Annotated in this window: 24 protein-coding genes and 2 tRNA genes; 15 read left to right on the top strand and 11 right to left on the bottom strand. The window is 61.8% G+C overall.

What is annotated here, in order from left to right:
- Positions 1–879 carry a succinate--CoA ligase subunit alpha gene (gene sucD, locus CAURI_RS10815; protein WP_010191185.1) on the top strand — a complete coding sequence of 293 codons (879 nt, stop codon included), beginning with the start codon at positions 1–3 and terminating at the stop codon, positions 877–879.
- 61 nt (positions 880–940) lie between these two features.
- On the opposite strand, the gene CAURI_RS10810 is transcribed toward sucD, so the two are convergent.
- From CAURI_RS10810 to orn, 4 genes are all read right to left on the bottom strand, one after another.
- Complete coding sequence (locus tag CAURI_RS10810; RefSeq protein WP_010191184.1) at positions 941–1486, bottom strand: DNA-3-methyladenine glycosylase; 546 nt, start codon at positions 1484–1486, stop codon at positions 941–943.
- Between the two features lie 27 nt (positions 1487–1513).
- Positions 1514–2374 carry a siderophore-interacting protein gene (locus CAURI_RS10805; RefSeq protein ID WP_010191182.1) on the bottom strand — a complete coding sequence of 287 codons (861 nt, stop codon included), beginning with the start codon at positions 2372–2374 and terminating at the stop codon, positions 1514–1516.
- 192 nt (positions 2375–2566) lie between these two features.
- Positions 2567–2639, bottom strand: a tRNA-His gene (locus CAURI_RS10800).
- A 48-nt stretch (positions 2640–2687) separates the two neighbouring features.
- Positions 2688–3320 carry an oligoribonuclease gene (gene orn / locus CAURI_RS10795; protein WP_012715260.1) on the bottom strand — a complete coding sequence of 211 codons (633 nt, stop codon included), beginning with the start codon at positions 3318–3320 and terminating at the stop codon, positions 2688–2690.
- Between the two features lie 269 nt (positions 3321–3589).
- Here orn and CAURI_RS10790 point away from each other — a divergent pair, with 269 nt between their 5' ends.
- Positions 3590–5131, top strand: a complete 1542-nt coding sequence (locus tag CAURI_RS10790) for an alanine/glycine:cation symporter family protein (protein WP_010191179.1) — start codon at positions 3590–3592, stop codon at positions 5129–5131.
- A 50-nt stretch (positions 5132–5181) separates the two neighbouring features.
- Here the strand turns inward: CAURI_RS10790 and cmrA are convergent, their stop codons facing one another.
- Positions 5182–5994 (bottom strand): mycolate reductase, encoded by an 813-nt coding sequence (gene cmrA, locus CAURI_RS10785; protein WP_010191178.1) that lies wholly within the window; start codon positions 5992–5994, stop codon positions 5182–5184.
- A 127-nt stretch (positions 5995–6121) separates the two neighbouring features.
- On the opposite strand from cmrA, the gene CAURI_RS10780 reads away from it, so the two are divergent.
- The gene (locus CAURI_RS10780) at positions 6122–6307 is read left to right on the top strand and encodes a PspC domain-containing protein (RefSeq protein ID WP_010191177.1); all 186 of its coding nucleotides are present in this window, start codon (positions 6122–6124) and stop codon (positions 6305–6307) included.
- Positions 6308–6324: 17 nt separating this feature from the next.
- Here the strand turns inward: CAURI_RS10780 and CAURI_RS10775 are convergent, their stop codons facing one another.
- From CAURI_RS10775 to CAURI_RS10765, 3 genes are all read right to left on the bottom strand, one after another.
- A complete protein-coding gene (locus CAURI_RS10775) occupies positions 6325–6957 on the bottom strand; it encodes an alkaline phosphatase family protein (RefSeq protein ID WP_010191176.1) in 633 nt (210 codons plus the stop codon).
- Positions 6958–7033: 76 nt separating this feature from the next.
- Positions 7034–7107, bottom strand: a tRNA-Arg gene (locus tag CAURI_RS10770).
- 47 nt (positions 7108–7154) lie between these two features.
- Complete coding sequence (locus CAURI_RS10765) at positions 7155–7448, bottom strand: LysR family transcriptional regulator (RefSeq protein ID WP_010191175.1); 294 nt, start codon at positions 7446–7448, stop codon at positions 7155–7157.
- A 76-nt stretch (positions 7449–7524) separates the two neighbouring features.
- On the opposite strand from CAURI_RS10765, the gene CAURI_RS10760 reads away from it, so the two are divergent.
- The 6 genes from CAURI_RS10760 to ald all read left to right on the top strand — a co-directional run bounded on the left by CAURI_RS10760 (position 7525) and on the right by ald (position 14669).
- The gene (locus CAURI_RS10760; protein ID WP_010191174.1) at positions 7525–9597 is read left to right on the top strand and encodes a bifunctional copper resistance protein CopD/cytochrome c oxidase assembly protein; all 2073 of its coding nucleotides are present in this window, start codon (positions 7525–7527) and stop codon (positions 9595–9597) included.
- A 222-nt stretch (positions 9598–9819) separates the two neighbouring features.
- A complete protein-coding gene (locus CAURI_RS10755; RefSeq protein ID WP_010191173.1) occupies positions 9820–10464 on the top strand; it encodes a single-stranded DNA-binding protein in 645 nt (214 codons plus the stop codon).
- A gap of 80 nt (positions 10465–10544) precedes the next feature.
- Positions 10545–12215 (top strand): energy-dependent translational throttle protein EttA, encoded by a 1671-nt coding sequence (gene ettA / locus CAURI_RS10750; protein WP_010191172.1) that lies wholly within the window; start codon positions 10545–10547, stop codon positions 12213–12215.
- Between the two features lie 49 nt (positions 12216–12264).
- On the top strand, positions 12265–12723 hold the full coding sequence (locus CAURI_RS10745; protein ID WP_010191171.1) for an acyl-CoA thioesterase: 459 nt from the start codon (positions 12265–12267) through the stop codon (positions 12721–12723).
- Entirely contained in the window at positions 12723–13379 is a 657-nt protein-coding gene (locus tag CAURI_RS10740; RefSeq protein WP_010191169.1) for a DUF8185 domain-containing protein, read from the top strand. Before CAURI_RS10745 ends, CAURI_RS10740 begins: the two co-directional genes overlap by 1 nt.
- A gap of 207 nt (positions 13380–13586) precedes the next feature.
- A complete protein-coding gene (gene ald, locus CAURI_RS10735) occupies positions 13587–14669 on the top strand; it encodes an alanine dehydrogenase (protein ID WP_012715259.1) in 1083 nt (360 codons plus the stop codon).
- Here the strand turns inward: ald and CAURI_RS10730 are convergent.
- The gene (locus tag CAURI_RS10730; protein WP_010191167.1) at positions 14666–15055 is read right to left on the bottom strand and encodes a globin; all 390 of its coding nucleotides are present in this window, start codon (positions 15053–15055) and stop codon (positions 14666–14668) included. The genes ald and CAURI_RS10730 overlap by 4 nt on opposite strands.
- A 2-nt stretch (positions 15056–15057) precedes the next feature.
- Positions 15058–16059 (bottom strand): mechanosensitive ion channel family protein, encoded by a 1002-nt coding sequence (locus CAURI_RS10725; protein WP_012715258.1) that lies wholly within the window; start codon positions 16057–16059, stop codon positions 15058–15060.
- Positions 16060–16174: 115 nt separating this feature from the next.
- Here CAURI_RS10725 and CAURI_RS10720 point away from each other — a divergent pair, with 115 nt between their 5' ends.
- On the top strand, positions 16175–17335 hold the full coding sequence (locus tag CAURI_RS10720) for a cystathionine gamma-synthase (protein ID WP_010191165.1): 1161 nt from the start codon (positions 16175–16177) through the stop codon (positions 17333–17335).
- A gap of 78 nt (positions 17336–17413) precedes the next feature.
- On the opposite strand, the gene CAURI_RS10715 is transcribed toward CAURI_RS10720, so the two are convergent.
- A complete protein-coding gene (locus CAURI_RS10715; protein ID WP_010191164.1) occupies positions 17414–19294 on the bottom strand; it encodes an FAD/NAD(P)-binding protein in 1881 nt (626 codons plus the stop codon).
- Between the two features lie 56 nt (positions 19295–19350).
- On the opposite strand from CAURI_RS10715, the gene CAURI_RS10710 reads away from it, so the two are divergent.
- From CAURI_RS10710 to CAURI_RS10690, 5 genes are read left to right on the top strand one after another with little or no spacing between them, the layout of a single operon-like run.
- Entirely contained in the window at positions 19351–21051 is a 1701-nt protein-coding gene (locus tag CAURI_RS10710) for a TIGR04028 family ABC transporter substrate-binding protein (RefSeq protein ID WP_012715257.1), read from the top strand.
- Positions 21052–22062: an ABC transporter permease gene (locus CAURI_RS10705; protein ID WP_010191162.1), complete on the top strand. Its 1011-nt coding sequence runs from the start codon at positions 21052–21054 to the stop codon at positions 22060–22062. It begins immediately after the preceding gene.
- Positions 22059–22913 carry an ABC transporter permease gene (locus CAURI_RS10700; protein ID WP_010191161.1) on the top strand — a complete coding sequence of 285 codons (855 nt, stop codon included), beginning with the start codon at positions 22059–22061 and terminating at the stop codon, positions 22911–22913. Before CAURI_RS10705 ends, CAURI_RS10700 begins: the two co-directional genes overlap by 4 nt.
- 1 nt (position 22914) lies before the next feature.
- On the top strand, positions 22915–24663 hold the full coding sequence (locus CAURI_RS10695) for a dipeptide ABC transporter ATP-binding protein (RefSeq protein WP_010191160.1): 1749 nt from the start codon (positions 22915–22917) through the stop codon (positions 24661–24663).
- 29 nt (positions 24664–24692) lie between these two features.
- Positions 24693–25880, top strand: coding sequence for an alkylhydroperoxidase domain protein (locus CAURI_RS10690; RefSeq protein ID WP_010191158.1), 1188 nt, complete (start codon positions 24693–24695; stop codon positions 25878–25880).
- Positions 25881–25884 lie beyond the last annotated feature (4 nt).

Below are 25884 nucleotides of genomic sequence, written 5' to 3'. Positions count from 1 at the left end.
ATGTCGATTTTTCTCAACAAAGACTCGCGGATCATCGTGCAGGGCATGACGGGATCCGAAGGCATGAAGCACACACGCCGCATGCTGGAATCCGGCTCCAACATTGTGGGTGGGGTCAACCCGCGCAAGGCAGGTGAACGCGTCGATATTGACGGGCGCGAGATTCCCGTCTTCGGCAGCGTGCGTGAGGCCATGCAGGCGACAGAGGCCAACGTCACCGTGATTTTTGTGCCGGCAAAATTCACTAAGGATGCCGCGGAAGAAGCCATCCGTGCCGGTATTGAACTCGTGGTCATCATCACGGAGGGAATTCCGGTGAAGGACACCGCTGAGCTCTATGCGCTGGGGCGAGAGTCTAAAACGCGCATCATTGGGCCGAACTGTCCGGGGCTCTACACGCCGGGTGAATCCAATGCCGGCATTATTCCAGCAGAGACTGCGCCAAACCCAGGAAAGATTGGTTTGGTGTCGAAGTCGGGCACCTTGACGTATCAGATGATGTACGAGCTATCCGATATTGGCTTTAGCACGTGCGTAGGCATCGGCGGCGATCCGATTATCGGGACCACGCACATTTCGGCGATTGAAGCCTTCCAGAATGATCCGGATACCGAGGCGATCATCATGATCGGTGAAATCGGTGGTGATGCAGAGGAGCATGCTGCTGCCTATATCAAGGACCACGTCACGAAGCCGGTGATTGCGTATATCGCGGGCTTTACCGCGCCGGAAGGCAAGACGATGGGGCATGCTGGCGCCATCGTGTCTGGTGGTTCTGGCACGGCAGAAGGCAAGAAGGCGGCGCTGGAAGCGGCCGGCGTGAAGGTGGGCAAGACCCCCTCGCAGGCAGCGGAGCTGGTGCGGGCAGCTTTGGCTTAAAGATCCGGTGCATGAGCCCACATGCGGTGTATGAGTCCTGAGGCTCATACACCGGTAGGGGTTAGCGGGGGAGCCCGCGGCGTCGAGACACTGTCTTGTCGAAGGGGATCCAAAACCGCAGCGCGGCGTCTTGGTTCTTTGAGATGCCGATGCGCGGACCGCGGACCCACTCAGGTTCCTTATCGCGTTGTTTAAGGCGAATGGGCGTGCCGTTGTCCGCGATGCTGAAGCCAAGGGCCTTGCCCAAATTTCCTGGTCCGCGGGCGAGGTTATGAAACTCCGTGTCGCCTCTGCGCTGATAGGCAAGGTCTACTCCGTCGATGACTTCCCCGGCCCGCAGCAGGCAGCCCTGACCGGTGCCTTCGGGCGCGCAGACGATATTGCCGTTCCGGTGGATGCCGTAGGACATGTAGACGTAGAGGCGGCCGGGTGGGCCGAACATGGCGGCGTTGCGCGGGGTGCGGCCGTTGAAGGTGTGTGAGGCCTCATCGTCTGCGCCGAGGTAAGCCTCGACCTCCGTAATGCGCACCGAAACGCCGTTGTGCGTGAGCACCGTGCCCAGAAGCTGGGGAGCAACGACGTCGGCGGTGTCGGTGAAATCGATCATTGCCGCAGTCTAACGCGAAAACAAACGTTAGGCCTTAGCTCTTTCTTCCTCGGCCTCAATCGCCGCGTTGAATTCACGCTTGGAGGATTGCCACTGGTCCTCAGTCATTCCGATACGCCAGTAGCCAGAGATGGAAACGTCTTCCTTTGGAATTCCAGATTCAACGAAAAGGAAGCGACGCAGCTCTTTGATCATCTCGGCGACACCATGGATGAACCAGCTGGTTTTCTTCTCCTCGGGGATACCAGCCTCGCGTACCACGCGGGATAGCTCAGTGCCGTGGGTAGCGCCATTGCGGATTACCCAGACGATGTCCACGCCCTCGCGGGTGGGCAGCTCGAACTTGCGGTCTTCGGCTTCGATCTCGATGAAGGCAGTAGCGGTCGCGCCCTCGGGGAGATGCTGCACACCGGCACCGATGGCCGGCGCTGCAGATTCATCGCCGGCGAACACAAAGTGCTCATAGTCTGCGGTCGGTCCCCACGCGCCACCTGGGCCGAGGAAGCCAATCTTCTCGCCGACCTCAGCTACTCGTGCCCACGGACCGGCCAGACCGGAATCACCATGGGAGACAAAGTCAACATCGAAGTCCCCGGTTTCAGAGTCCAGGTTGATCAGGGTGTAGGTGCGGAGAATTGGTTGTTTATCACGCGGCTGCTCTTCGCGAATCTGCTGGACATCAAACGGCCAAGAATAATCGGCGCTTTCCGGCACGAATAGCAACTTGATGTAGTGATCCGTAAACTCCAGCTCCTTGCCCATAAAAGCAGGGGAGTTCATGCTCAACCGAACCAAATCCGGAGAAACCTGGTAGCGACCAGTCACGGTTGCTTCATGCGCTTTACGGGGCTTGCGCTTCGGCGCTGCCTCTTTAGCTTGGCCAGCCATCGTTATCACTGTCCTTTGAAAACTTGAGTTGCTGTGCGGGCGGAAGGCTACCCACTATACAATTAGGTAAGGCTAACATACTCAAGTCTGGCTGGTGGTGGGGCTTGATGGTGCGCGGGTGCGGTGGTGCTGGGGCTCAATGCAAAAAGTGAACCCCGCATCCTGTTCAAGCAGAATGCGGGGTCTATTCGGGGTGGCTGACGGGGCTCGAACCCGCGACACCCAGGATCACAACCTGGTGCTCTACCAGCTGAACTACAGCCACCATCGTTGGCGAAAGCAACGAGATACAGGTTAACCCACGTTGTCCGTTTTACAAAAACGCCTGGTAGTCGTCGGTAGTAGCCCCCTTGAGCTCCTCAGCTTCCGGGGTAGAGGGGCCGTTATCCGTACGGAACACGCTGCGGCGATAAAAGTCGAGCTCACGAATGGACTCGATGATGTCCTGCAGGGCTCGATGTGCCATGCCTTTATCCGGCTGGTTGTAGTACGCGCGCGGGTGCCAGCGGCGTGCCAGCTCCTTGATTGTGGAAACATCAATCATTCGGTAGTGCAGCGCGGCGTCCAGGCGCGGCATGTATTCGCGAATGAAGGTGCGGTCCGTTGCGATGGAATTGCCTGCAAGGGGTGCGGGGTGATTGGCGTCGCAGTGCTTCTCGACGAGCTTCAGTACCGCCTCCTCTGCTTCCGCAATCGTAATTGCAGATTCTCGAATCTCCTTGTCCAGCCCAGATTTCGCGTGCATCTCGGTGACGAAGTCATCCATCTGCGCGAGTTCTTCCTCCGTGGCGTGGACGACGATGTCAATGCCTTCGTCGAGAATGTTCAGCTCGGCGTCGGTAACCACGGCGGCAACTTCCACGATCACGTGGCGCTTCGGATCGAGCCCGGTCATCTCCAGGTCGATCCAGACGAGGCGGTCGTTCTTAGCGGGGGTATCACTCATGCCTTCCACCATAGTTTCTCTTGCGGTGTGGTCGGAGATGCACCCTTTCGGTTCAGTGGGGGTAAGTGGGGGTGGAGGGCGGGTGTGCTTGTCGAAATCGGTCCCTTAATCGATATGTGCTGGGGTTTCTACCGACTATGAAGGCTGAGTTTGGCGGCTTTTTGAACTTTTTCATGGTTTTGCTGACGAAAACCGTGGTGAATAGGACATGATTAGTGCACCCTTTAACGTGATGGCACTCACATAATTCGAAGGACGGTAACCTACCGATGTCAGCCTTTCTCGATACCCTCAATTCTTTAATCTGGTCACCAGCATTAGTCTTCCTGTGCCTCGGCGCGGGCATTTACTTCACGCTGGCCACCAAGTTTCTGCAGATTCGCTGCATTCCGGACATGCTCAAGCAGCTCAAGGATGGTGAAAGCTCCGATTCGGGCGTGTCTTCCTTCCAATCGCTCATGATTTCCCTGGCCGGCCGTGTCGGTGTGGGCAACATCGCCGGTGTAGCGACGGCTATTGCCTTCGGTGGGCCGGGTGCGGTGTTCTGGATGTGGGCGGTAGCGCTGCTAGGGTCCGCCACTTCCTTCGTGGAATGTACTCTGGCGCAGGTTTATAAGGAGAAGGACCAGGACACCGGCGAGTACCGCGGTGGCCCGGCCTACTACATCGAAAAGGCCTACAAGCACACCAAGGTCGGCCCCTTCATGGTGGTCTATGGCATCGTCTTCGCCGTCGCGATGATTCTGGCCACCAGCTACTTCCTGCCTGGTATCCAGGCCAACGGCGTGGCCGCTGCAGTCCAGAACGCCTGGGGTATTGAAGTTGGCTGGTCTGCCCTGGTTCTGGGCGGAATTCTGGCCATCATCATTATCGGTGGCGTCAAGCGTATCGCTAACTTCGCGTCCCTCGTGGTTCCGTTCATGGCGGCTGCGTACATTATCTTCGCCATCATCATCCTGATCATGAACTTCAACCAGATCCCTGAGGTCTTTGGCATGATCTTCAAGTCCGCCTTCGGCGCAGAGCAGGCTTTCTCTGGCCTGTTGGGCTCGGCCATCATGTGGGGCGTGAAGCGCGGTATTTACTCCAACGAGGCAGGCCAGGGTACCGGCCCGCAGTCGGCCGCGGCGGCAGAGGTTTCCCACCCAGCGAAGCAGGGCTTCGTGCAGGCTTTCTCGGTGTACATTGACACCCTCTTCGTGTGCTCCGCTACCGCCTTCATCATTATCTCCACTGACATGTACAAGGTCTTCGAGGATGAGTCGGAGGATGGACCTGTGCGCTACGCTGGCTCCATCCCGGATGACGTCGCGGTTGGACCTGGCTTTGTCCAGCACGGTCTCGACACCCTCCTGGCAGGATTCGGCCCGAGCTTCGTCGCCATCGCCATTGCCTTCTTCGCCTTCACCACCGTCCTGGCGTACTACTACATGGCGGAGGTCAACCTGACCTACTTCAACCGCTGGATTAGCAACAAGACCACCCGCCGCGCACTCGTGTGGCTCCTGCGTATTCTCCTCGTGGTCTCTGTGGTTGTCGGAGCGACCACGACTCCGGGCGCGGCTTGGGCTCTGGGTGATATCGGTGTTGGCGCGACCGCATGGCTCAACATCATCGCTATCCTTTTCCTGCAGGTTCCGGCGCTCAAGTGCCTCAAGGATTACAGCGCGCAGAAGGCCGCTGGTAAGGACCCGCAGTTTGACCCAGAGGCGCTGGGAATCAAGAACGCAGAGTTCTGGGTAGAGCGCAAGGTTGCTCGGCAGGAAGCCGCGCAGAAGGCTATCGCGGAGCAATCGCCGTTCCAAGGCTAAGTAACACACAACAATGCCCGCTCTCACTGGAGAGCGGGCATTGTTGTGTTCTAGGCCATCTTCGAATAGAAGCTGCCGATGATGGGCGCCACAATCGGGGTGGGCACAATCTTGCCCAACGCATTCATCACCTTGGAGAGTGGCCCGGGGACCACACGGCGCTGGTTGCGGGCCATGGCATCTAAGGTCTCTGCGGAGCAGGACTCATAGGTGGTCCACAAGAAATCTGGGACGACCTTGTCCACGATCGATTGCTCTTCCTCGGGGATGACGGCATCGCGCACCGGGCCAGGGGCCAGCAGCGTGCAGGTCACGCCGGAGCCCTTGAGCTCGTAGTGCAGGGCCTCAGTAAAGGCGTTGACGCCGGCCTTGGTGAAAACATAGGTGGCGTTGTTCGGAATGGAGACGTTGCCCGCAGCCGAGCCCACGTTACAAATAGCGCCGCTGCGCCGCGGCAGCATCTGCTCCAGAGCAGCGCGCGTCAGACGGTGAACGGCCTTGCCGTTGAGGTCGAACTGCCGGGTTTCATAGTCCCAGTCCTGATCCATGAACTTGCCAAAGCTGGCGATACCCGCCGAGTTGACGATGATGGAAATTTTCTTGCCCGCCATGAACTCGATGACGCGGTCCACGTCCGCTGCCTCGGAGAGGTCCGCTGCCAGCGCAATGGCGTCCACCTCATGGCGTGAGCGCAGGTCCGCAGCGATGGACTCGAGGACGTCTTCGCGGCGTGCGACGAGGATGACGTTATAACCACGGGCGGCCAGGTCCTTGGCCATCGCAGCGCCAATTCCCTGGCTAGCGCCGGTCAACAGCGCATAGGAGGAGCGGGTAGGGGCGGGCAGCCCAGGGGAGTGAGCCATAAACGGCGTCCTTTCTCTCAGGGTGGGAAGTCTCCACCCAGCGTAGAGCAATCAGGGTTTAAATCAGGGTAAACACCGATGAATCCTCAGACCCAACTCTGGATAATGGAAGGCGAAAGGAGACATCATGAACAACCAACGTTTAACCCGTTCCACTACTGACACGATGCTCGGCGGCGTCTGCGGAGGCATCGCGCAGACCTATAACCTTGATCCGACCCTGGTGCGCATTCTCTTTGTTGTTGCGACCCTGCTGGGCTTCTCAGGAATTCTGCTCTACCTCATCCTTTGGGTCGTCATCCCAGTGGAGTAATCGGTAACCTCTGCAAACTACTGCAGCGGGCCCAGAGCCATAAACCGCTTCCACGTTTCCCACTCTTCCCGCAGGCGCGGCAAGGCGCTGGGTGGGGTGGCGGAGTCGTCGACAAGCACGGCGTCCTGCATGCGCACGCCGTTGTCGAAGAAGAGCGCCGCGTGCCCAGATGCCCCGTAGCGGAGGACCGGCACCAAGTTGAGCCCATCGAAAGACAGCGGGGCGTTGGGGCGCACATCGAGCCCCGCTATCGCCGCGAGCGTGGGCGCTAAGTCGAGAGGGGAGACGAGCTCAACGCATTCCCCGGACTCTGCAACCCCGGGCCACAGGAGGGACATGGCAGCCTTATCTCCCTGCAGGGAACACACCGCCACCACGCCATCGAGGGTGTCCAACAGCTGGGGATTCGGCTGTTCGAGAAGGCGAAAGACCTGCGAAGAAGCTGGCTCGGTATCCTCCCGCACCTCGAAGCCAGCGGCCTTGAAAATCTCCGTGATGCGCGTTGTGGCTCCGCGCTGTGGGTATTGTCCGGTGAGCACCGCGCGGCGTGATGCCGCATAGCTTGGTGCTGGGACCCACGCGTTAACGAAGCGCATGCCGCGCAGCGTTGATTCCGGGGCGTGGTCAAAAGTCGCGAGGGTGATGTCCATGGAAGTGTGTCCAATCTGTGCCCAAAGGCCACTTTCTGAGGCTTAGTGAAACCCTAGAAAGTGGCCCTGACCTGCGTGCCCCCAGCAGGATTCGAACCCGCGACACATGGGGTAGAAACCCACTGCTCTAATCCACTGAGCTATGGAGGCGTACCGAAACATCATAACGCACCGCTGCGGACCGCCTGATTATCGGGCTATCGCTGCTGTTGCTTCGGTGCTGGTGTCGAGGAAGCAAACTCGGCGAGGCGCGCGGTGGCAGTGGTGAGGAGGGAATCGACTGAAATAGCTACGCCATAGAGGTAATCCCCGGCCTCTGTGGTTCGGACTCCACCGCGCCCGCGGGACAGCAGCTTCACGTTGAGATCTTTTTCAAGCTTGCGGACGGTCAGGCTCAAAGAAGGTTGCGTGAGCTGCAGCGCTTCCGCAGCTTGCGTGAAAGAACCGTGATCTACGACGGCCCGAAAGTGGTGAAGCTGGCGAGAGTCCATGAGAGCAGACTACCCGAATGCTGAGAATTATTTACCTTTTAGGTAAGAGAACGTCTGTGGCGGTAGACTGCCCACCATGCACACTGAGAAGGAAAAACCCAGCTCACAGCACTTGCGGGGGCTGGCGCACTCGGGGTCGGGAGCGCAGTCTTCCCGCTTGTTGAATCTTTCTTTCGTCGTCTTCGCGGGCCTCGTGGGAGGAATTATTTCCTTATTCTTTCTCGCGGACTCGCTTGCCGCCCTGGGCATCCCCGACCCAGGCCGCATGACAACGTTCGGCCTTCCCTTCTTCCGCGCGGTTGCCTGGATGCTGATGGCACTAGCCATCGGTTCTTTTATGTCCAGCGCTTTTTTGATTTACCCAGCCGTGCCGGACAAGGACAACGAGCGTCTCATCGAGGCTGGCCTGACCGTCGATGGGCACATTGCGGCGCGCACCGGTGCGTGGGCCTCCGTGGGTGCCGCGGTGGTGTCGTTGATTGAGGTCCCCCTCGTGATGTCGGACCTCACGGGTACCCCGTTGGGCCAGGTTCTCAACCCAGAGCTGATGGGCATGGCGGTGGGGCAGATTGCCACGTCGCAAGTGTGGCTACTCACCGCGGGGATAGCAGCGCTCGTTGCCATCATGGGCTTTGTGGCGCGCACGTGGGCGGGCCAAGTTGCCACGTTCTTCCTGTCGCTGTTGTTGACGGTGCCCCTCGGCATGGAGGGCCACTCGGCCTCCGGCGGTGATCATGATTACGGCACGAACTCGCTGCTATTGCACCTGTTCTTCATCATGCTGTGGGTCGGCGGGCTCATGGGCCTCATTGCGCATGGCCGCCGCCTGGGGCCTGACATGGGCGTGGCGGTTCGCCGGTATTCCACCGTTGCGCTGCTGTCCATCTTGGGGCTGGCGGCGACCGGTGTGGTCAACGCGCTCATCCGCGTTGAGCTGGGGGATTTATTCACCACTCGCTATGGCTTGCTGGTGCTGAGCAAAGCAGTGCTCACGGTGGTGCTCGCGGCCATCGGCTTTGTGCATCGCCGGGTCACCATTCCCCAGATGAAACGCGCGCCGCGCCTGTTTATTCGGGTGTCCGTGGTGGAGGTTCTCATCATGGCGGCCACAGTCGGCGTGGCCATCTCGATGGGCCGCACGCCGCCCCCGCCGCCGCGGGATCCGAATCTCAACGCCATGCAAATCCTGGTGGGCTACGAGCTTTTCGACGCCCCCACGGCCACCAACGTGTGGACCATGTTCCGCTTTGATCTCATGTTTGGCTCGCTCGGGCTCGTGCTAGCCGGCTTCTACCTGTACGCGCTCTGGCGTCTGAAGCAGCGTGGGCTGACGTGGTCGGCCGTGCGTACTACCTGGTTCCTTGTGGGTTCACTGGGCATGACGCTGATCCTGAGCAATGGCATTGGCCTATACATGCCGGCGCTGTACTCCATGCACATGTTGGTGCACATGATTCTGTCCATGGCGATCCCCCTGTGCCTTGTGCTGGGCGCCCCAGTGACCTTGGTGATGGAAGCGTTTGAACCGGGGGAGCCGGGCAAGCCCACGCTTCACGACGCCGCCGTTGCCCTCACCAAATCCCGTACCTTACGTGTGCTCACGCACCCAGCGGTCAACGTCCTGCAGTTCTTGGCCATCCTCTACGTGCTCTACCTGTTCCCGAACTTCTATGAGGCGGCCATTTCGGAGCATGCCGGGCACGTCATCATGAACTGGGTCTTCTTGATTTCCGGCTATATCTACTACTGGGAGGTCATCGGCCCGGATCCGCTGCCGTGGCGCGCACCCACGGGTGTTCGCCTGCTGATTCTGTTTGTGTCGATGCCCCTGCATCTCTTCGCCGGTGTCTACCTCATGCAGATGCAGGTGATTCTTGGTTTGGACTTCTATGAATCCTTGAACCTGCCGTGGAATCCGAACTTTGTGAAGGACCAGCGGACCGGCGGCGGTATTTCGTGGGGATTCGGCCAATTCCCGCTGGTGATTGTGTTCGGTTCACTCTTCCGAGACTGGCTGCGGGAAGACCGCGCAACTGCCCGGCGCTATGACGCTAAGGCAGACGTGGACGGCGATGCTGATCTGGAACGCTATAACGCCATGCTCAAGCAAATGGGGGAAGGCGACGAATCTAGCTTCCGCCAGCACTAGGGGGCGCCAACACTAGAGAGCTGGCGCACCCAGGGTGATAGAAGAGGTGCTTCTGCCTGGGGACATGGATTTTTTGTTGACGCTTGCAACAAGTTATCCACAGGTTGCTGGCGAAGTCATTGCGGGTGCTGTTCTTGGTGGCAAAGATGCGAGGTAAGGGAGGCGCATCGCTTCCTTAACCTCAAGAAAGCCACGAGCCATGACCAGCAAAGGAATCACGCAATGTCTCAATATCCAATCTCCATTACAGGACGCCTGACCCACAACCCGCACCTGACCAAAATCAGCGACACCATGTATAAGGCCCGCATCCGTATCGCTTCTTCCCGCAGCGTTCCGGAGAAAGACGAGGAGGGCAAAACCGTATGGCGCGAGCTGGATCTCAACTTCATCGATGGGGAAGTATGGGGGCAGTGCGCCATCAACGTGAAGAAGTCCCTGTTTAAGGGAATGCCCGTCTTCGTTATGGGCTCCATTGTGACGGACCGATGGAAGGACCAGCACGGTGCGAATCGCTCTCGGACCTTCATTAAGATCGCCCATGTGGGTCTAGACCTCAACCGCTTTTGCGTCACCTCTACAAAGATCGGTACCTCCTATGGCGAGGAGGGCAGCGAAGCCCTCTGGCTAGGGGAGAATCCGCCGGTACTGGACGTGGATTACACGGCACCGCCGAGCCATACGCAAAACACAGAGGATACGCAGAACACAGAGAACACAGAAGGTTCGGAGAACCCAACGGAAGAAACAATGCCAGCTGCATTGCGGCCGGGAGATACTCCGCAGGACACCGCAGCGGACCGTCAGCAAGCGCAGTCCGGGGCTGAGCCATACCTTGAACCGGAGCCAGAAGAAGCGATGGTCTAAGGACAAAGGACTACCGCCGCCCATGTCATGTAGTCTTTGTACTGTTATTTACCAATCCTGACAGAAGCAAAGGGTGAAACATGGGCGAATTCATCTACACGATGAAAAACGTGCGTAAGGCCATCGGTGACAAGGTTATTTTGGACAACGTCACCATGGCTTTCTACCCGGGCGCCAAGATCGGCGTCGTGGGCCCCAACGGTGCAGGTAAGTCCTCGATCCTGAAGATTATGGCCGGACTGGATCAGCCTTCCAACGGTGAGGCTTTCATCGATCCGGGCAAGACCGTCGGCATCCTCCTCCAGGAGCCGCCGCTCAACGAGGAAAAGACGGTCCGTGAGAACGTCGAAGAGGGCCTCGGAGAAATCTTCCAGAAGAAGCAGCGCTTCGAAGAGATTGCTGAAGAGATGGCCACCAACTACTCCGATGAACTCATGGAGGAGATGGGCAAGCTCCAGGAGGAGCTGGATGCCGCCGATGCCTGGGAAGTAGATTCCAAGATCGAGCAGGCTATGGAAGCGTTGCGCTGCCCGCCGTCCGATGATCCGGTGACCAACCTTTCCGGTGGTGAGCGCCGCCGCGTTGCGTTGGCCAAGCTGCTGCTGAGTGAGCCGGACCTGCTGCTGCTCGACGAGCCTACTAACCACCTGGACGCCGAGTCCGTCCAGTGGCTGGAGAAGCACCTCGAGACCTACCCGGGTGCGGTCCTTGCCGTGACCCACGACCGCTACTTCCTCGACCACGTCGCGGGCTGGATCTGTGAGGTTGACCGCGGCAAGCTCTACCCCTACGAGGGCAACTACTCCACCTACCTGGAGAAGAAGGCCGAGCGTCTCGAGATTGCTGGCGCTAAGGACAAGAAGCTGCAGAAGCGCCTCAAGGACGAGCTCGCGTGGGTTCGCTCCGGAGCGAAGGCCCGCCAGGCCAAGAACAAGGCTCGTCTCCAGCGCTACGAGGAAATGGCTGCGGAGGCCGAGCAGTACAAGAAGCTCGACTTCGAAGAGATTCAGATTCCGACTCCGCCGCGCCTGGGCAACAAGGTCGTGGAGGTCAAGAACCTGACCAAGGGCTTCGACGGCCGCGTCCTCATCAAGGATCTTTCCTTCACCTTGCCGCGCAACGGCATCGTCGGTGTCATCGGACCGAACGGTGTGGGTAAGTCCACCCTGTTCAAGACCATCGTGGGATTGGAACAGCCGGATTCCGGTTCCGTCGATGTCGGCGAGACCGTCAAGCTGTCTTATGTTGACCAGGGCCGCGAGAACATCGACCCGGAAGCCACCGTGTGGGAGGTCGTCTCCGACGGGCTGGATTACATCCACGTTGGTCAGAACGAGATGCCGTCCCGCGCCTACCTCTCCGCTTTCGGTTTCAAGGGCGCTGACCAGCAAAAGCCTTCCAAGGTTCTCTCCGGTGGTGAGCGTAACCGCCTGAACCTGGCCTTGACGCTTAAGGAAGGCGGCAACCTGATCCTCCTCGATGAGCCGACCAACGACTTGGACGTGGAAACCCTGGGCTCCCTGGAAAACGCCCTGGAGAAGTTCCCTGGCTGCGCCGTGGTCATTTCCCACGATCGCTGGTTCCTCGACCGCACCTGTACCCACATCTTGGCGTGGGAGGGCAACGTCGCAGAAGGCCAGTGGTTCTGGTTTGAGGGCAACTTCGGCGACTACGAGAAGAACAAGGTCGAGCGCCTCGGCGAGGAGGCTGCACGCCCGTCCCGCGTTACCCACCGTAAGCTCAGCCGCTAGGGCCTTTTAGTCCCTAGCGTTAAAGCACGAACTCCGGAAGGAACCTGGAATGTCCGCTCAGAATGTTGTGTCGGAGAAGACCAAGGACAACGTCCACGCGCTTACTGTGGGCGTGCGCTGGTCGGACTTTGACATGTACGGCCACATGATGAACGCCAACTTCATTGAGCTGGCGCAGGAAGCGCGCTTGGCTTTTGCCATGCACCACTTCTACGCTCGCGGCGTCAACATGGTGGCTTTCGTTCGCCACATCGAAGCGGACTATGTCCGCCCCATCAAGTGGGATGGACGCCATGGAACGGTGACGGTGGAAACCACGGTGGTGCGTCTCGGCACCACGTCTTTCACGACTCGCCAGACGATCAAGGATGCGCGGGGCCAAGTGGCCTGCGTCATTGATTGCGTGCAGGTCACCATTGACCCGGCTACTCAGATGCCGCGAGAGGTCTCTGAGCAGGAGCGCAACATTATCTTGGAGCACGCCGTCGTCGAGCTTGAGCAGCAGTAATGGAGAGCGAAACTCTGACACTGCGCAGCGGTGGGGTAGGGCTTCGCGCCCTCCTCTCCCGCGCGACGGGGCTGGATGCATCCGCAGCGGTGCGCCTGCGTCAGTACGACACCAACCAGGCTGAGGTCTTCGTGACCACGCCGTTCGACGTTGTCGTGGCGCGGCGTTGCGAGGGGACCGTGGGCCGCGACGGCGCCGTGGTATCGGCGCAGGCGCTTCTCGACGCCCTCCACACCGCCCCCGACTCCCTCGGCCACGAAGGAGGCGTGGAACTTGATTTGGGCCCAGCGCGCGACCCGTCCTGGCCGGGGGCCTTGCCGCCGGAACAGGGCTTTCGGGAAATTGACTCGCTGCCGGTCGACGTTGTCCGTGAACTCGCGGACAAGGGGCGCCAGCTGGCCCGCCAATTCTCCGGGCCGATGGGGCCTCCGAAGAGCCTGTTGAATCAGACGGTGCTCACCGTGAATGATGCGGAGACTCAGGTGGAGATTCCCATGCGGATGATCTTTGCCTGCACGAGCTTGGGTCTCATCCCGGGCTTTGCCGCCTCACTCGAGATCCCCCGCCACCTTCGCGTGGCGGGCAAGGGGCGGTGGGTGCGCCTCGACGCGCCCTATGGCAGCGTCTATCACTCGACGCGGCTGTCCTTGTTCTAAAAGTTCTAAAGCAATACGTACCCCGCCAGTGCGGCGCCTACAGCGACCGTCCACGGCGAGGCTTTGCATAAATAGCGCTACGGCTGCCACAGAGCGCTATGCCTACCTTGGATCTGATTGGGCTGAGGCGGCACACAAAAGGGGTGATCTGCGTTACCCTAAAGGGGTCGAATTCTATTTCTTCAGCAAAAGGAGATTGCTCGAAGCATGCGTATTGGCGTACCCAAAGAAATAATGAACAACGAAAACCGCGTCGCGCTGACCCCGAGCGCGGCGGACACGCTGATTAAAGACGGCCATGAGGTTCTGGTTGAGACCATGGCGGGGGAAGGTGCCTCCTTCCCTGACTCCGAGTATCAGGCCGCCGGCGCGACCATCGTGCCCACTGCTGCGGAGGCCTGGGCCGCGGAAATGGTGGTCAAGGTCAAGGAACCGTTGGAGTCCGAGTATGGCTATTTGCGCGAGGATCTGCTGCTGTTTACCTACCTGCACCTAGCCGCGGACCGCCCGTTGACGGAAGCCCTGATGAAGTCGGGTACGACGGCCGTAGCCTATGAAACCGTGTCTGACTCTCGCGGCACCCTGCCACTGCTGACCCCGATGTCCCAGGTGGCTGGTCGTCTTGCAGTAATCGAGGGCACGCATCATTTGCTGTCCACCGAAGGCGGGCGCGGGTTGCTGGTCTCCGGCGTACCAGGTACGCGGCCGGCTCGCGTCGTCGTCATCGGCGGTGGCCAGGTGGGGGCGTCGGCAGTCGCGATGGCGCATGGCCTGCGCGGCGAAGTGACGGTGTTGGACCTGGACCCGCACGTGCTGCAGCGCTTTGATGAGCAGTATCAAGGCAGCGTGCGCACCATCGTGTCGGATCCATCGGCACTGGAGGAAGAGCTGCTGGAGGCGGACCTGGTCATCGGCGCGGTGCTTGTTCCAGGTGCTGCGGCCCCGAAGTTGGTGCGCGAGGATGTGGTCAAGCGGATGAAGAAGGGCGCCGTGCTTGTCGACGTCGCCATTGACCAAGGCGGCTGCTTCGAGAACTCCCACAAGACCTCGCACGACGAGCCCACCTTTAAGGTGCACGACACCATCTTCTACTGCGTGGCTAACATGCCGGGCGCGGTGGCGAATACGTCTGCCCGGGCGCTGGGCTCTGCCACTCTGCCCTATATGCGCGCGCTGGCTGCTGATGGTTTCGATGGTGCGGTTGAGCGCTTCCCGGGCCTAGCTGATGGACTCATGACGCGTGGGGGAGAGCTGGTGTCCCAGCCAGTAAAGGACGCCTTCGGGCTTTAAGGGGCGCGGTTGATGAGCATCGCCGCCACTCGCTCCATGTGGTCCCAAATCATGGCGCGATAGGCCGGTGGGATGGTCTCTTCGTCGATCCGTGCCAAGGAGTTGCTCATGAGCTCGAGCCAGCGATCGTGGGCTGCCATGTCGATGGGGTAGGGCGCATGGCGCATGCGCAGGCGCGGGTGGCCGCGCTGTTCGGAGAAGAGCTGCGGGCCTCCCCAATACTGCACGAGGAACCAGGTCAGGCGCTGCTGTGCGCCCTCCCAGTCCTGCTGTGGGTACATCGGTCCGATGAGATCGTCTTCGCGCACCTGGGCGTAGAAACCGCCGACGAGTTTCTCAAAGGTCTCCATTCCACCGACGGCTTCGTACACGCTTGTTGGTTGCACGCCTAATCTTCCTTTCGCGTCAGGCTGGGTTCTTCCAGATCAAAGATAGCCATCCCGCGTGGGTAGGGCGTAGTGATCCCCTCTGAATGCATAGCGGTGAGGATCCTTGCCTGCATCGCTCGCTGCACGTCCCACTGCTTGCCCGGTAGCGTCTTGACGGAAACGCGGTAGGACATGTGGTCAACTTCCAGGCCGGACATGCCATTGACCGTCGGCGTGGCCAGGATAAAGTCCTTGATCTCGGAGTCACGGGCGGCGTCCTCTGCCGCGGAGGTGATGACGTCGACTGCGCGGGTGGGGTCGTTGCTCAGCGCAATCGGGACCTGGACGCGGGCTACGGAGTAGCGGTCGGAATGGTTGGCCACCTGCAAGATTTCGCCGTTGCGGACGTACCACAGTGCGCCATCGATATCGCGGACCGTGGTGATGCGCAGGGAAATGGACTCTACGTCGCCGAAGACACCGTTGCCGAGGTCGATGGTGTCACCGATGCCGTACTGATCCTCCATGAGCATGAAGATGCCGGACAGGAAGTCTTTGACCAGCGCCTGGGCGCCGAAACCAAGCGCGACACCAACCACGCCGGCCGAGGCCACGAGCGGGGCGACGTTGACGCCGAGCTTGTCCAAGATGGCCAGCGCTGCCCACACCCAGACAAAAATAGCCACCGCGGAGCGGCCGACGCCGGCGAGGGTCTGGATGCGGGAGGTGCGCCGTGCCTCCTGCGTCTGTTCGAGCACCTTATCGGTTGTTCGGTGAGCTTTGCGCGGGGAGAGCGGCGAGCTGAGCTTGCCCTTCTTGATGCTGTTGTCGGCCAGCTTCGTGATGAGTCGGCGCAGCAGCCAACTGCCGATGATGGCGACGACGAGGATGAGCGCGATGCCGATGGGTTTGTCGATGAGCCAGGACTGCATGTTTTCTGTTTGCCACCAGCGGGTGACCGCGTCGACAGCCCCGTCGCTCTGCACGGCGGAAGCTCTGAGGTATGTGGTTGATCTGGTCACGTGTGTCCTTTCTGCTATCGCTCACGACTGACGCCTACCGATGGTAGGGAAGAGAGTTGAATATAAAAAGCTAGCCTTTCTCACAACTGAACAGCTTGGTCTAGACTTGTGCCTCATGACTGACAACCGCACTCTTGGCTTTTCCTCCCGTTCCATCCATGCCGGTTACCAGCCGGATCCTTACATGGGATCCATCAATGTACCGATCTATGCCTCCACCACGTACCAACAAGATGGCCTCGCGCAGCTGCGCGGCGGCTATGAGTACGGGCGCGTGGCCAATCCCACCGTTCACTCTCTGGAGAAAACTCTCGCCGCGCTAGAGAACGCTGAATACGCCCGCTGTTTCGCCACGGGCATGGCGGCGGTGGATACCCTCATCCGCATCCTCGTGCGCCCGGGTGACCACGTCATCCTCGGCAACGATGCCTATGGCGGCATGTACCGTCTCCTGCACCATGATTACGGTGAGTGGGGAATCGAGCTGTCCATCGTCAATACCGCCGATACCGCGGCGGTGGAGGCGGCGTTGAAGGAGAACACCAAGCTGATCTGGTTGGAGACCCCGACCAATCCGGCGACGACGATCACGGATATCGCTGCGGTCGCTAAGGTGGTCAAGGCGACTGGCGACGCCCAGATTGTCGTCGACAACACCTTTGCCACGCCCCACCTGCAGAATCCTTTGGAGCTGGGCGCGGATCATGTCCTGCACTCCACCACGAAGTACCTGGGCGGCCACTCGGATGTGCTGGGCGGCGCGGTCGTGACCAACTCCGCGGAGATGGATGAGCGCCTGCTGTACTTCCAAGGCAACGTCGGTGCGGTGTCCTCGCCTTTCGACGCCTACCTCACCGCCCGCGGCATCAAGACCTTGGAAGTCCGCATGGATCGCCACTGTTCCAATGCGCAGGCTGTGGCTGAGTTCTTGGAGTCCCGCCCAGAGGTCAAGCAGGTTCTCTACCCGGGCCTGCCCTCGCACCCGGGCCACGAGCTGGCGAAGAAGCAGATGCGCGGCTTCGGCGGCATGATGTCCGTGCGCTTCCACAGCGAGGAGCATGCCCGCCAGATTTGCCTCAATACCAAGCTCATCTCGCTGGCGGAGTCCCTCGGCGGCGTGGAGTCCCTCATCGAGCACCCGCAGAACATGACACACATCTCCGCTGAGGGCTCCGAGCTCGTCCCGCCAGCAGACCTTGTGCGCATTTCCGTGGGTATCGAGTCCATTGATGACCTGCTCGCGGACTTGGAGCAGGCCCTCGACGCGCTCCATTAATACCATCGCAGCGTCGAGGGCTGCTGTGCACGCTAAGCGCCAAGGCAGTGTGGGCCTCGGCGCTTGCGCTGTGTGTGATTAGAGGGAAGTGAGCAGGGATCCGGCCGTGCGGTCGGTCTCCTGCAGCATGAGCGGATCCGTGCCCGGCATGGGGGAGATGGTGGTATCCGGCCACTGCGAATAGGTGGGGATGCCCACGATGTGCAGGCGCGGGTCCTCGGTGCCACCGGGGTTGACCGCGCGGCGGTTCCACGTCGTCTCCGGCGAGCCGGTGGCCTGGCCATGATCGACGAAGGCGCGCACGCGCCCATTGAGGGACACCGCGAGTGGATCGCCGGCGCGGCGGACATCGGGGGAGTGCATCCAGGCGTCGATAAGCCAGGTGGAGGAAGCCTCACCGTGCGCGGTGCGCAGCGAGAACTTCTCGCTGATCTCCAGCTGGGGGCGCTGGCCCAGGAAGGTGACGAGGCCGGCGTCGACAAGCGCGAGCAGCTGGCGAGTGCGGAAGAGCGGCGGACCCGACCCCACCATCTGTCCGAAAGCCATGAACTCCTTGTACGTGCTGGTGCGGGACTCCCACGTCATTCGGCCTTCCGAACCGGCGATGGAGGAGGGCTTGCGCGCTGCGGAAATGGCCCACAGCGCGGACTTCAGCGGGGAATCGGCGGCGGCGACAGCTTCGACGATATCCCGCGCCAAGCCTTCGGCGATGTACTCGGTGATCTCAGTGCCCTCGAAGTCCGCCAGCGGGTGCGCCCAGTGCGCAAGGTCGAGCGGCTCAGTCGAAACGCCGTCGAGCGCGACGCGCAGCTGGTCCGCCATGTCTGCCAGGTCGTCGGCATCCACCGCGGTGGCATCAATCGTGGCGAGGATATCCTCGAGCGGGCGCTGCAGGGCATTAGGGGATACACGGGCCTGGTTCTCGTAGTACTCGGCGTAAGCATCGCGCAGAATGTGTGGCAGTAGCTGCGTGCCAAAGTCAAACTCCGCCTCCGGATCAATCGCGGCGACCGCGGCGCGGAAGCGGGTCAGCGCAGCCTTCGGCGGCAGCGCGTGGTACTCCGACTTCGGGATATAGGGATAGCCGCGGCCGGAGGAAACGATGAAGTGCGGCTCCTCACCGTTCGGCTCGTAGCGCAGGCCGGAGCGGGTGGAGGGATCCTCCACGAACTCGCCGCCACGGTCGATGGTGAGCAGCGCCATGACATCGAAGAAGCCCATGCCCAGGCCGCGGACCAGGACCTTCTCGCCCGCAGGGACCTCAGATACCGGCTGCTCCACGGGGTTATCCGGGCGCACCCAGTGCAGGCCGGAATCCGCAGCCTCCGCCAGTGAGCGCTCGGATTCGCTCAGCGCAGGCACCTGCCAGCCATAGGCCAGGACGGTGGCGTCGGCGGTGACGGTAGTGCCGTCCGAAAGCTTGATGGCGTCCTGCTCACCGTGCTCCTCCACGGACAGCGCGCGGGCGCGGTGCTGGACGACGTCCACGCTCTCCGGCAGCTGAGCCAGCGCAACCTCGAAGACCCACTCCAGGTAGGCGCCGTAGAGCGCGCGGGAGGGGTTGGATTCCGGGCGGGTCTGCGCGAGCTCTTCGGCAAAAGAGGCAGCAAGCCCTTCGCGTGGCGGGTGGGAATCATAAAGCTCTAGTTTGGCGGGGGAGATGGAGGGGCGCTCGCCGCGCAGAAGCTGAATCCACTCGTAGAGGATGGGGCCTTCGAGTACCGGCGCGGTGGTCGTGGAGCCGGGCTCAGTAAATAGCGTGACCGCGCCAGCCAACGTGTTCATACACAGCGTGCGGGTCTGCTCGGTATCCCAAATGCGGCCAGCGCCCAGCGGGGCATCGTCGATGATGTGGAGTCGCAGGGGTGAATGAAGGGGGGTCGCGCGCAGATGGGCCGCAAGGCGCTCGACCAGCGAGATACCGCGCGGGCCGGCCCCGACGATGGCGATGGCGGGCATATAAATCAACCTCAAACTTTTAGACTGTGCTGTCTAGTGGAATAATACCGCTCAGTATGCGTTGTGTTAAATCCAGAGACACAGCACAAACCGACTACCGACTTTCTGAAAGCATTACCGTGAAAACTCTACGCGCACTCGCCGCCACCCTGGCAGCAGCCCTCGCCTTAGCGGGCTGCTCTGCCGCGGATCGGCCGGACGGGGAGGATAACGTCCTCACCTACCTCGAGCCGCAATTCTTCCGCACGCTCTATCCGCCGGCCGCCGGCTTTTACCCCAACGGTGGCGTGGTCAACCAGCTGACCGACCGCCTCCTTTATCAGGATCCCGAGACCCTGGAACTCTCGCCATGGATCGCCACGGAGATGCCCAAGGTCAACGCCGATGCCACGGAATACACGTTTACTATCCGCACCGACGTCACCTACTCCGATGGTTCTCCTTTGACCGCCGAGAACGTCGTGGCCAACTTCGACCTCTTCGGCCGCGGCGATAAATCCCGCACGCTGACCAGCTCCGAGCAGATCGCCAACTATGACCGCGGCGAAGTCGTGGACGAGGACACCGTGAAGTTCTACTTCACTCAGCCCTCCCCGGGCTTCCTCCAGGCCACCTCTGCTTATAACGCCGGGTTGCTCTCCGATTCCACGTTGGCTTTAGACAACGAGGGCTTCGGCCCCGGCAACGCGGTCAACGTTATTGGCTCCGGCCCCTTCGTGGTGGAATCGGAAGAAATCGGCACCGACCTCAAGCTCAAGACCCGCGAGGACTATGACTGGGCTCCGCCAGCGGTCAAGCACCAGGGCCGCGCGGACATCGACGGCGTCCACTACATCCTCGCCGCCGAAGAGTCCGTGCGCACCGGCGCTATCCTCTCCGGCCAGGCCGATATCGCCCGCCAGATCTCCGCCCCGCAGGAGTCGCTGCTGAAAGAACAAGGCGTTGACATCGTCTCGAGCGGTACCAACTCCATGAACAACCAATTCGCCTTCCGCTTCGACCACCCGCTGCTGCAAGATAAGCGCGTGCGCGAGGCCATCATCCACGGCGTGGACCGCGAGGAGATTCTCCGCGTTCTCTTCTCCGAGTCTTACCCACTGGCCACCTCGACGGTGGCCAAGACCGGCCTGGCCTACAAGGACCAGTCCGCCGCCTACACCTTCGACCCCGAGGAGTCCAAGCGGCTTCTCGACGAGGCCGGCTGGGAGGCCGGTCCCGATGGCATCCGCGTCAAGGACGGCCAGCGCCTCGTCTTGCGCACCAATACCGCCTTGCCGCAGCCGCGCTCCAAAGAGGTCATGACCATGGTGCAGGACCAGCTGGGTGAGCTGGGCATCGGCATCCGAGTCAATGCCGGCGACCAGGCCACGCAGAACGCCGATGCCAAGGACGTCGACAAGGTGCAGATCTACCACTCGATGGTGGGCCGAGCCGACTATGACGTCATCACCTCGCTCTACGGCATCAACAACCGTGATGCCTTCCTCAACCAGGACGCGGAGGGCAATCCCATCGACGAGCACCTGCAGGGGCTTCTCGACGCCGTCCTCGACACCCCCGACAAAGAAGGCCGCATCAAGGCCACGGAAGAAGTCCAGGACTACATCACCGAGCAGGCCTACGTGCTTCCGCTCTTCGAGGAGCCCGTGGTCTATGCCGTGCGACCGGGCATCACTGGCTTTAGCCCGGAATCGGTAGCCCGCCCGTGGTTCTACGAGGTCAGCATCGACGCCGCGTCGAATGAGGAGGAGAAATAAATGACAACCCGCCAAATTCTCAGCCGCATTGGGCAGGCCCTCCTCGTGCTGCTCATTACTTATACCGTGGCCTTCCTGCTACTTTCGGCGCTGCCGTCGGATGCCGTCCAGTCGCGCTTCGGCGACCCAGCCCTGGGCCTGTCCCAGGCGGAGATTGAGGCTATTCGGGAGGAGATGGGCGTCGACAAGCCGCTCGTGGTGCAGTACTTCACCTCCCTGGGCGGCTTCCTCACCGGGCACTTTGGCAATTCCACGCAGTCGGGCGCCCCGGTAGCCACGCTGCTTGCCGACGCCCTTCCCCACACCCTCATCCTCGCCGCCAGCGCCATCGGTCTCGCGCTCATTGTGGCCGTGCTTGTTGCCTTCTTGGCGACGCTACCGGGCCTCGGTGCCATCGGTTCCTTCTTCCGGGGCCTGCCTTCCTTCATGGTCTCGCTGCCGGGATTCTGGATCGCCATCCTGCTCATCCAGTTCTTTTCCTTCCAGCTGGGCTGGGTGCGTGTTATCGAACCCGGCAGCGTGGAGGGCCTCATCCTGCCCACCCTGACGCTGTCGGTGCCCATGGCCGCGCCGTTGATTCAGGTGTTGATTCGCTCCATTGATGAGACGCAGTCGCGGCCCTTCGTCCAGGCGGTGCGCTCTCGTGGTGCCTCGGAGTCCTGGATCTTCTGGCGCACCGTCCTGCGTAATTCGTTGCTGCCCACCTTGACCATGGCGGGCCTGCTCTTCGGCGAGCTCGTCGGTGGTGCCGTGGTTACCGAAACCGTCTTCGGCCGCACCGGCTTGGGCTACATGGTGGCCCAGGCCGTGGCTAACCGTGATACCCCGGTTCTGCTGGCGGTGGTTCTCATCGCCGCAACTTCCTACATCATCATTAACCTCGTCGTGGATCTGCTCTACCCGGTGCTGGACCCGCGCCTGCGTGCCAGCGCCTCGGAGCGTGCCGCTCGCCGCAGCACAGATTCCGCCACCACGTCGGCCGCTACTTCGGAAAGGACGGTGCGCTCATGAGCATGACGCACACCAAACCGCTGCGTTCTACACGGGCGCCGCGCCGCCACACCGCGAACCCGTGGCTCGCGCCGGGTTCCCTCATCGCCATTGTGATCCTCGCGATTGCCTTCCTGGCTGCGTTCTTCCCGAGCTTGTTCACCTCGGCTGACCCCTATGCGGGCACCGATGTGGCCCTGTTGCCGCCGGGGGAGTCCGGCCACCTTATGGGAACGGACGCGGTGGGCCGCGATCTCTACGCGCGCATCGTTTATGGTGCCCGCCAGTCGCTGCTCGGCGCGCTGATCGCCGTGGCCGTCGGCCTCGTCGTCGGCACGCTGATCGGTCTTCTCGCCGGCTCCCTGCGAGGAGCGGTGGATAGCGTTCTCATGCGCGTCGTCGACGTGCTGCTGTCCATCCCCGGCATCTTGTTGTCGCTGTCGATCATCATCGTGCTGGGCTTCGGCTCCGTGCAGGCGGCGGTGGCCGTCGGCGCGACCTCGGTGGCGACCTTCGCGCGCCTGGCCCGCTCCCAGGTGATCACCGTGGCCAGCTCGGACTACATCGAGGCCGCCTACGGTGCCGGCGCCACCCACGCCACGGTGCTTTTCCGCCATATCCTTCCTAATTCACTCACCCCTGTTATCGCCCTGGCCACCCTGCAATTCGGCACCGCCATCCTGCAGCTGTCCATCCTCGGATTCCTGGGCTACGGCGCCCCGCCGCCGACCCCGGAGTGGGGGCTTATCATCGCCGAGGGCCGCGACTTCATGGCCACCGCCTGGTGGCTCATCATCCTGCCCGGCATTGCGCTGGTCGCAGTGGTGATGTCCGCCAACCGCCTGTCCCAAAACTTCCCCGTGGAGGCCTAACATGTTTGTTACAAAGAATGCAGCGCAGCCCCTGCTGCGCGTGCGGGACCTCAACGTGTCCTATTCCACCGCAGGTGGTGACGTTTCCGCCGTGCAAGGCGTTAACCTCGAGGTTCGTCCAGGACAGATGACCGCCATCGTGGGCGAGTCTGGCTCCGGCAAGACCACCTCCGCTATGGCAGCCATCGGTTTGCTGCCCTCGAATGCCACTATCGGTGCCGGAACCATCACCTTCGATGGCCGCGATATCACCTCGCTGCGCCGCCGCGAGTGGCGTGAGCTGCGGGGGCGGCGCATCGGGCTTATCCCGCAGGACCCCAATAACTCCCTCAACCCGGTGCAGACCATCGGCGCCTCGGTGGAGGAGGGGCTGCGCATCCACAAGGTCGGCACCGCGGCCGAGCGCAAAGCTAAGGCACTGGAACTCCTGGAGCGCGTCGGCATCGATGACCCTGAGCGCCGCTATCACCAGTACCCGCACGAGCTGTCCGGCGGCATGAAGCAGCGCGTGCTCATTGCTGCCGCCGTGGCGCTGGAGCCTGACCTCATCATCGCGGACGAGCCAACCTCTGCGCTGGATGTCACCGTGCAAAAGATCATCCTCGATCTTCTCGATGACATGCGCGCGGAGCTCGGCATGGGCATCCTCTTCATTACCCACGACCTCGCCGTGGCCGGTGACCGCGCCGACCGCGTCGTGGTCATGGAATCCGGCCAGCTGCGCGAGGAGGGCTTGGCCGCCACGGTGCTGACGAACCCGTGCCACGACTACACCAAACGCCTGCTTGCCGACGCCCCCTCCCTCACCGTCGCCGACGCCGGCACATCCGCTCCACGCAGTACCGCCAAGCCTGACCCCCGCACACTCACCGACGCCGGCGCCAGCACAGCAACCACCGGCGCCGCTGCGAAGGCTGGTGCAACCGCTGAACGCGCTTCTTCTGTTTCCCACGGCGCGGCGACTGGCGAACCCTTGGTGCGCGTTGAAGGCCTGACCCAGCGCTTCGGTGATTTCACTGCGGTCGATGGCATCTCCTTCACCGTGGCCAAGGGCTCGACCCACGCCATCGTGGGCGAGTCCGGCTCCGGCAAGACCACGACGGGGCGCAGCATCGCCATGTTCAACACCCCGACATCGGGCAACATCACCGTGGGCGGGCGCGACATTGTGGGCCTGCGCGGTAAGGCCTTGCGCGAAGAGCGAAACAACATCCAGCTGGTCTACCAGAACCCTTATGGCTCGCTGGACCCCAAGCAGACGATTGGCCAGACGGTGGCGGAGCCGCTGCGGAATTTGAAGGGGGCGCGTGCCAGCGCGGCCAAGGAAAAGGCCAAGGAGTTCTTGGACCTGGTAGCTCTCAACCCGGATTATTATGACCGGCGTCCGCGCGAGCTCTCCGGCGGTCAGCGCCAACGCGTGGCCATCGCGCGCGCCATGATCGTGGAACCGGAGCTGGTCATCCTCGACGAGGCCGTTTCCGCCCTCGACGTCACCGTGCAGGCCCAGATCCTGCGGCTGCTTTCCCGGCTCCAGGAGGAGCTTGGCCTGACCTACATTTTCATCTCGCACGACCTGGCGGTGGTCAACCAGATCTCCGATACTGTCTCGGTGCTCTCGAAGGGCCAGCAGGTGGAATGCGGCCCCACGGCCGAGGTCTTTAGCAACCCACAGTCACCGTTTACCCGGAAGCTCATCGAGGCCATCCCCGGCTCGCGTTACCGCGCCGGCGACCTCAACCTGGGCCTGTAGCCTGGGGCCGGAAAAGAAAGGATTAGATCATGGCAGACATCATTAACCTAGTAGCGGGGGTCGAAGGGGACGTCGCTCAGCTGCGCGAGCGTCGGCCCGAAGCCAAGGAGAACGCGCAGGCCTCCTTCGCCGCGCTCCTCGAGCCTGCGGAGCCCGGTACGTTCAGCTATGCGGAGCGCTACGCCATCGCTACCTTTGTGGCGGGCGTGTACCAGGCGGCGCCTGCCGTCGACTTTTACTCCGACCTGCTGGCGGAGGAATCGGAGGAGCTCGCCGCCGAGATAACCCGCGCGGTGGAGCGCGGCATCACCACCGGCCCTTATATCGATGGCGGCTTCACGCTTTTCGACGGCTCCCCGCGCCTTGCCGCCGCCCTCGACTTCGCCCACCTGCTGGCCTTCCACCCTAAGGACGCTTCCCCGGCCGCGATTGGTCACCTGCAGGCGGCAGGCTGGTCCGACGATGACATCGTGACGCTGGCACAGCTCATCAGCTTCCTGTCTTTCCAGCTGCGCGTGGCGCACGGCCTCTCCGTGCTTGCCGGTACCGCGCAGCCCGCGCCCGTGACTGAGGCGCCGCGTCCCACCCAGACCCCGGAATGGGTGCCGGGGGAGGGGACGTTGGTGCCGGACGTCGCCAAGCCGCAGGGCTTTGTGGCGCACTCGCTGGGCTGGAAGCCGTGGGTGCCGCCGCAGCCGAAGGAGGAGTTCACGGATGCGCAGCGTGACGCGCTGATTAAGCCCGAGCGCATCGACATGGAGTATTTCCGTCTGCTGGCCCGCGACCCGGCAGCGCTCAAGGCGCGCACGCTCACGGACCTGGACATCTTCTACAACACCGACGGTGGATTGGGGCGCGCCGAACGTGAGCTGGCCGCCACGGTGGTCTCGCGCCTTAATGGCTGCGAGTACTGCGCATCGGTGCACCAGCAGCGCGCCAAGGAAGAGGGCGGTGACGCGGCAGCGGTTGACCGCCTGCTTGAGGAAGGCGTGGACGCTGACCTGGGCTCGGCGCAGTGGTCCGCCATCCGCGATGCCGCCCTGGTCCTGACCAAGTCGCCTTTTGACTTCGACGCCTCCCACGTTGAGCGCCTCGAGGCCGTGGGATTCGATACGCTGGCAATCATCGACGTCATCAACTCCTCCGCGTTCTTCAACTGGGCAAACCGCCTGATGCTGACGCTGGGGGAGCCCGATGTGCCGAAGCGCTTCCGCTAAATGA

This window comes from Corynebacterium aurimucosum ATCC 700975 (assembly GCF_000022905.1).
GTDB lineage: Bacteria > Actinomycetota > Actinomycetes > Mycobacteriales > Mycobacteriaceae > Corynebacterium > Corynebacterium aurimucosum_F.
The sequence above is the reverse complement of the archived record's forward strand: the minus strand, read 5'-3'. Positions and strand labels throughout refer to the sequence as shown.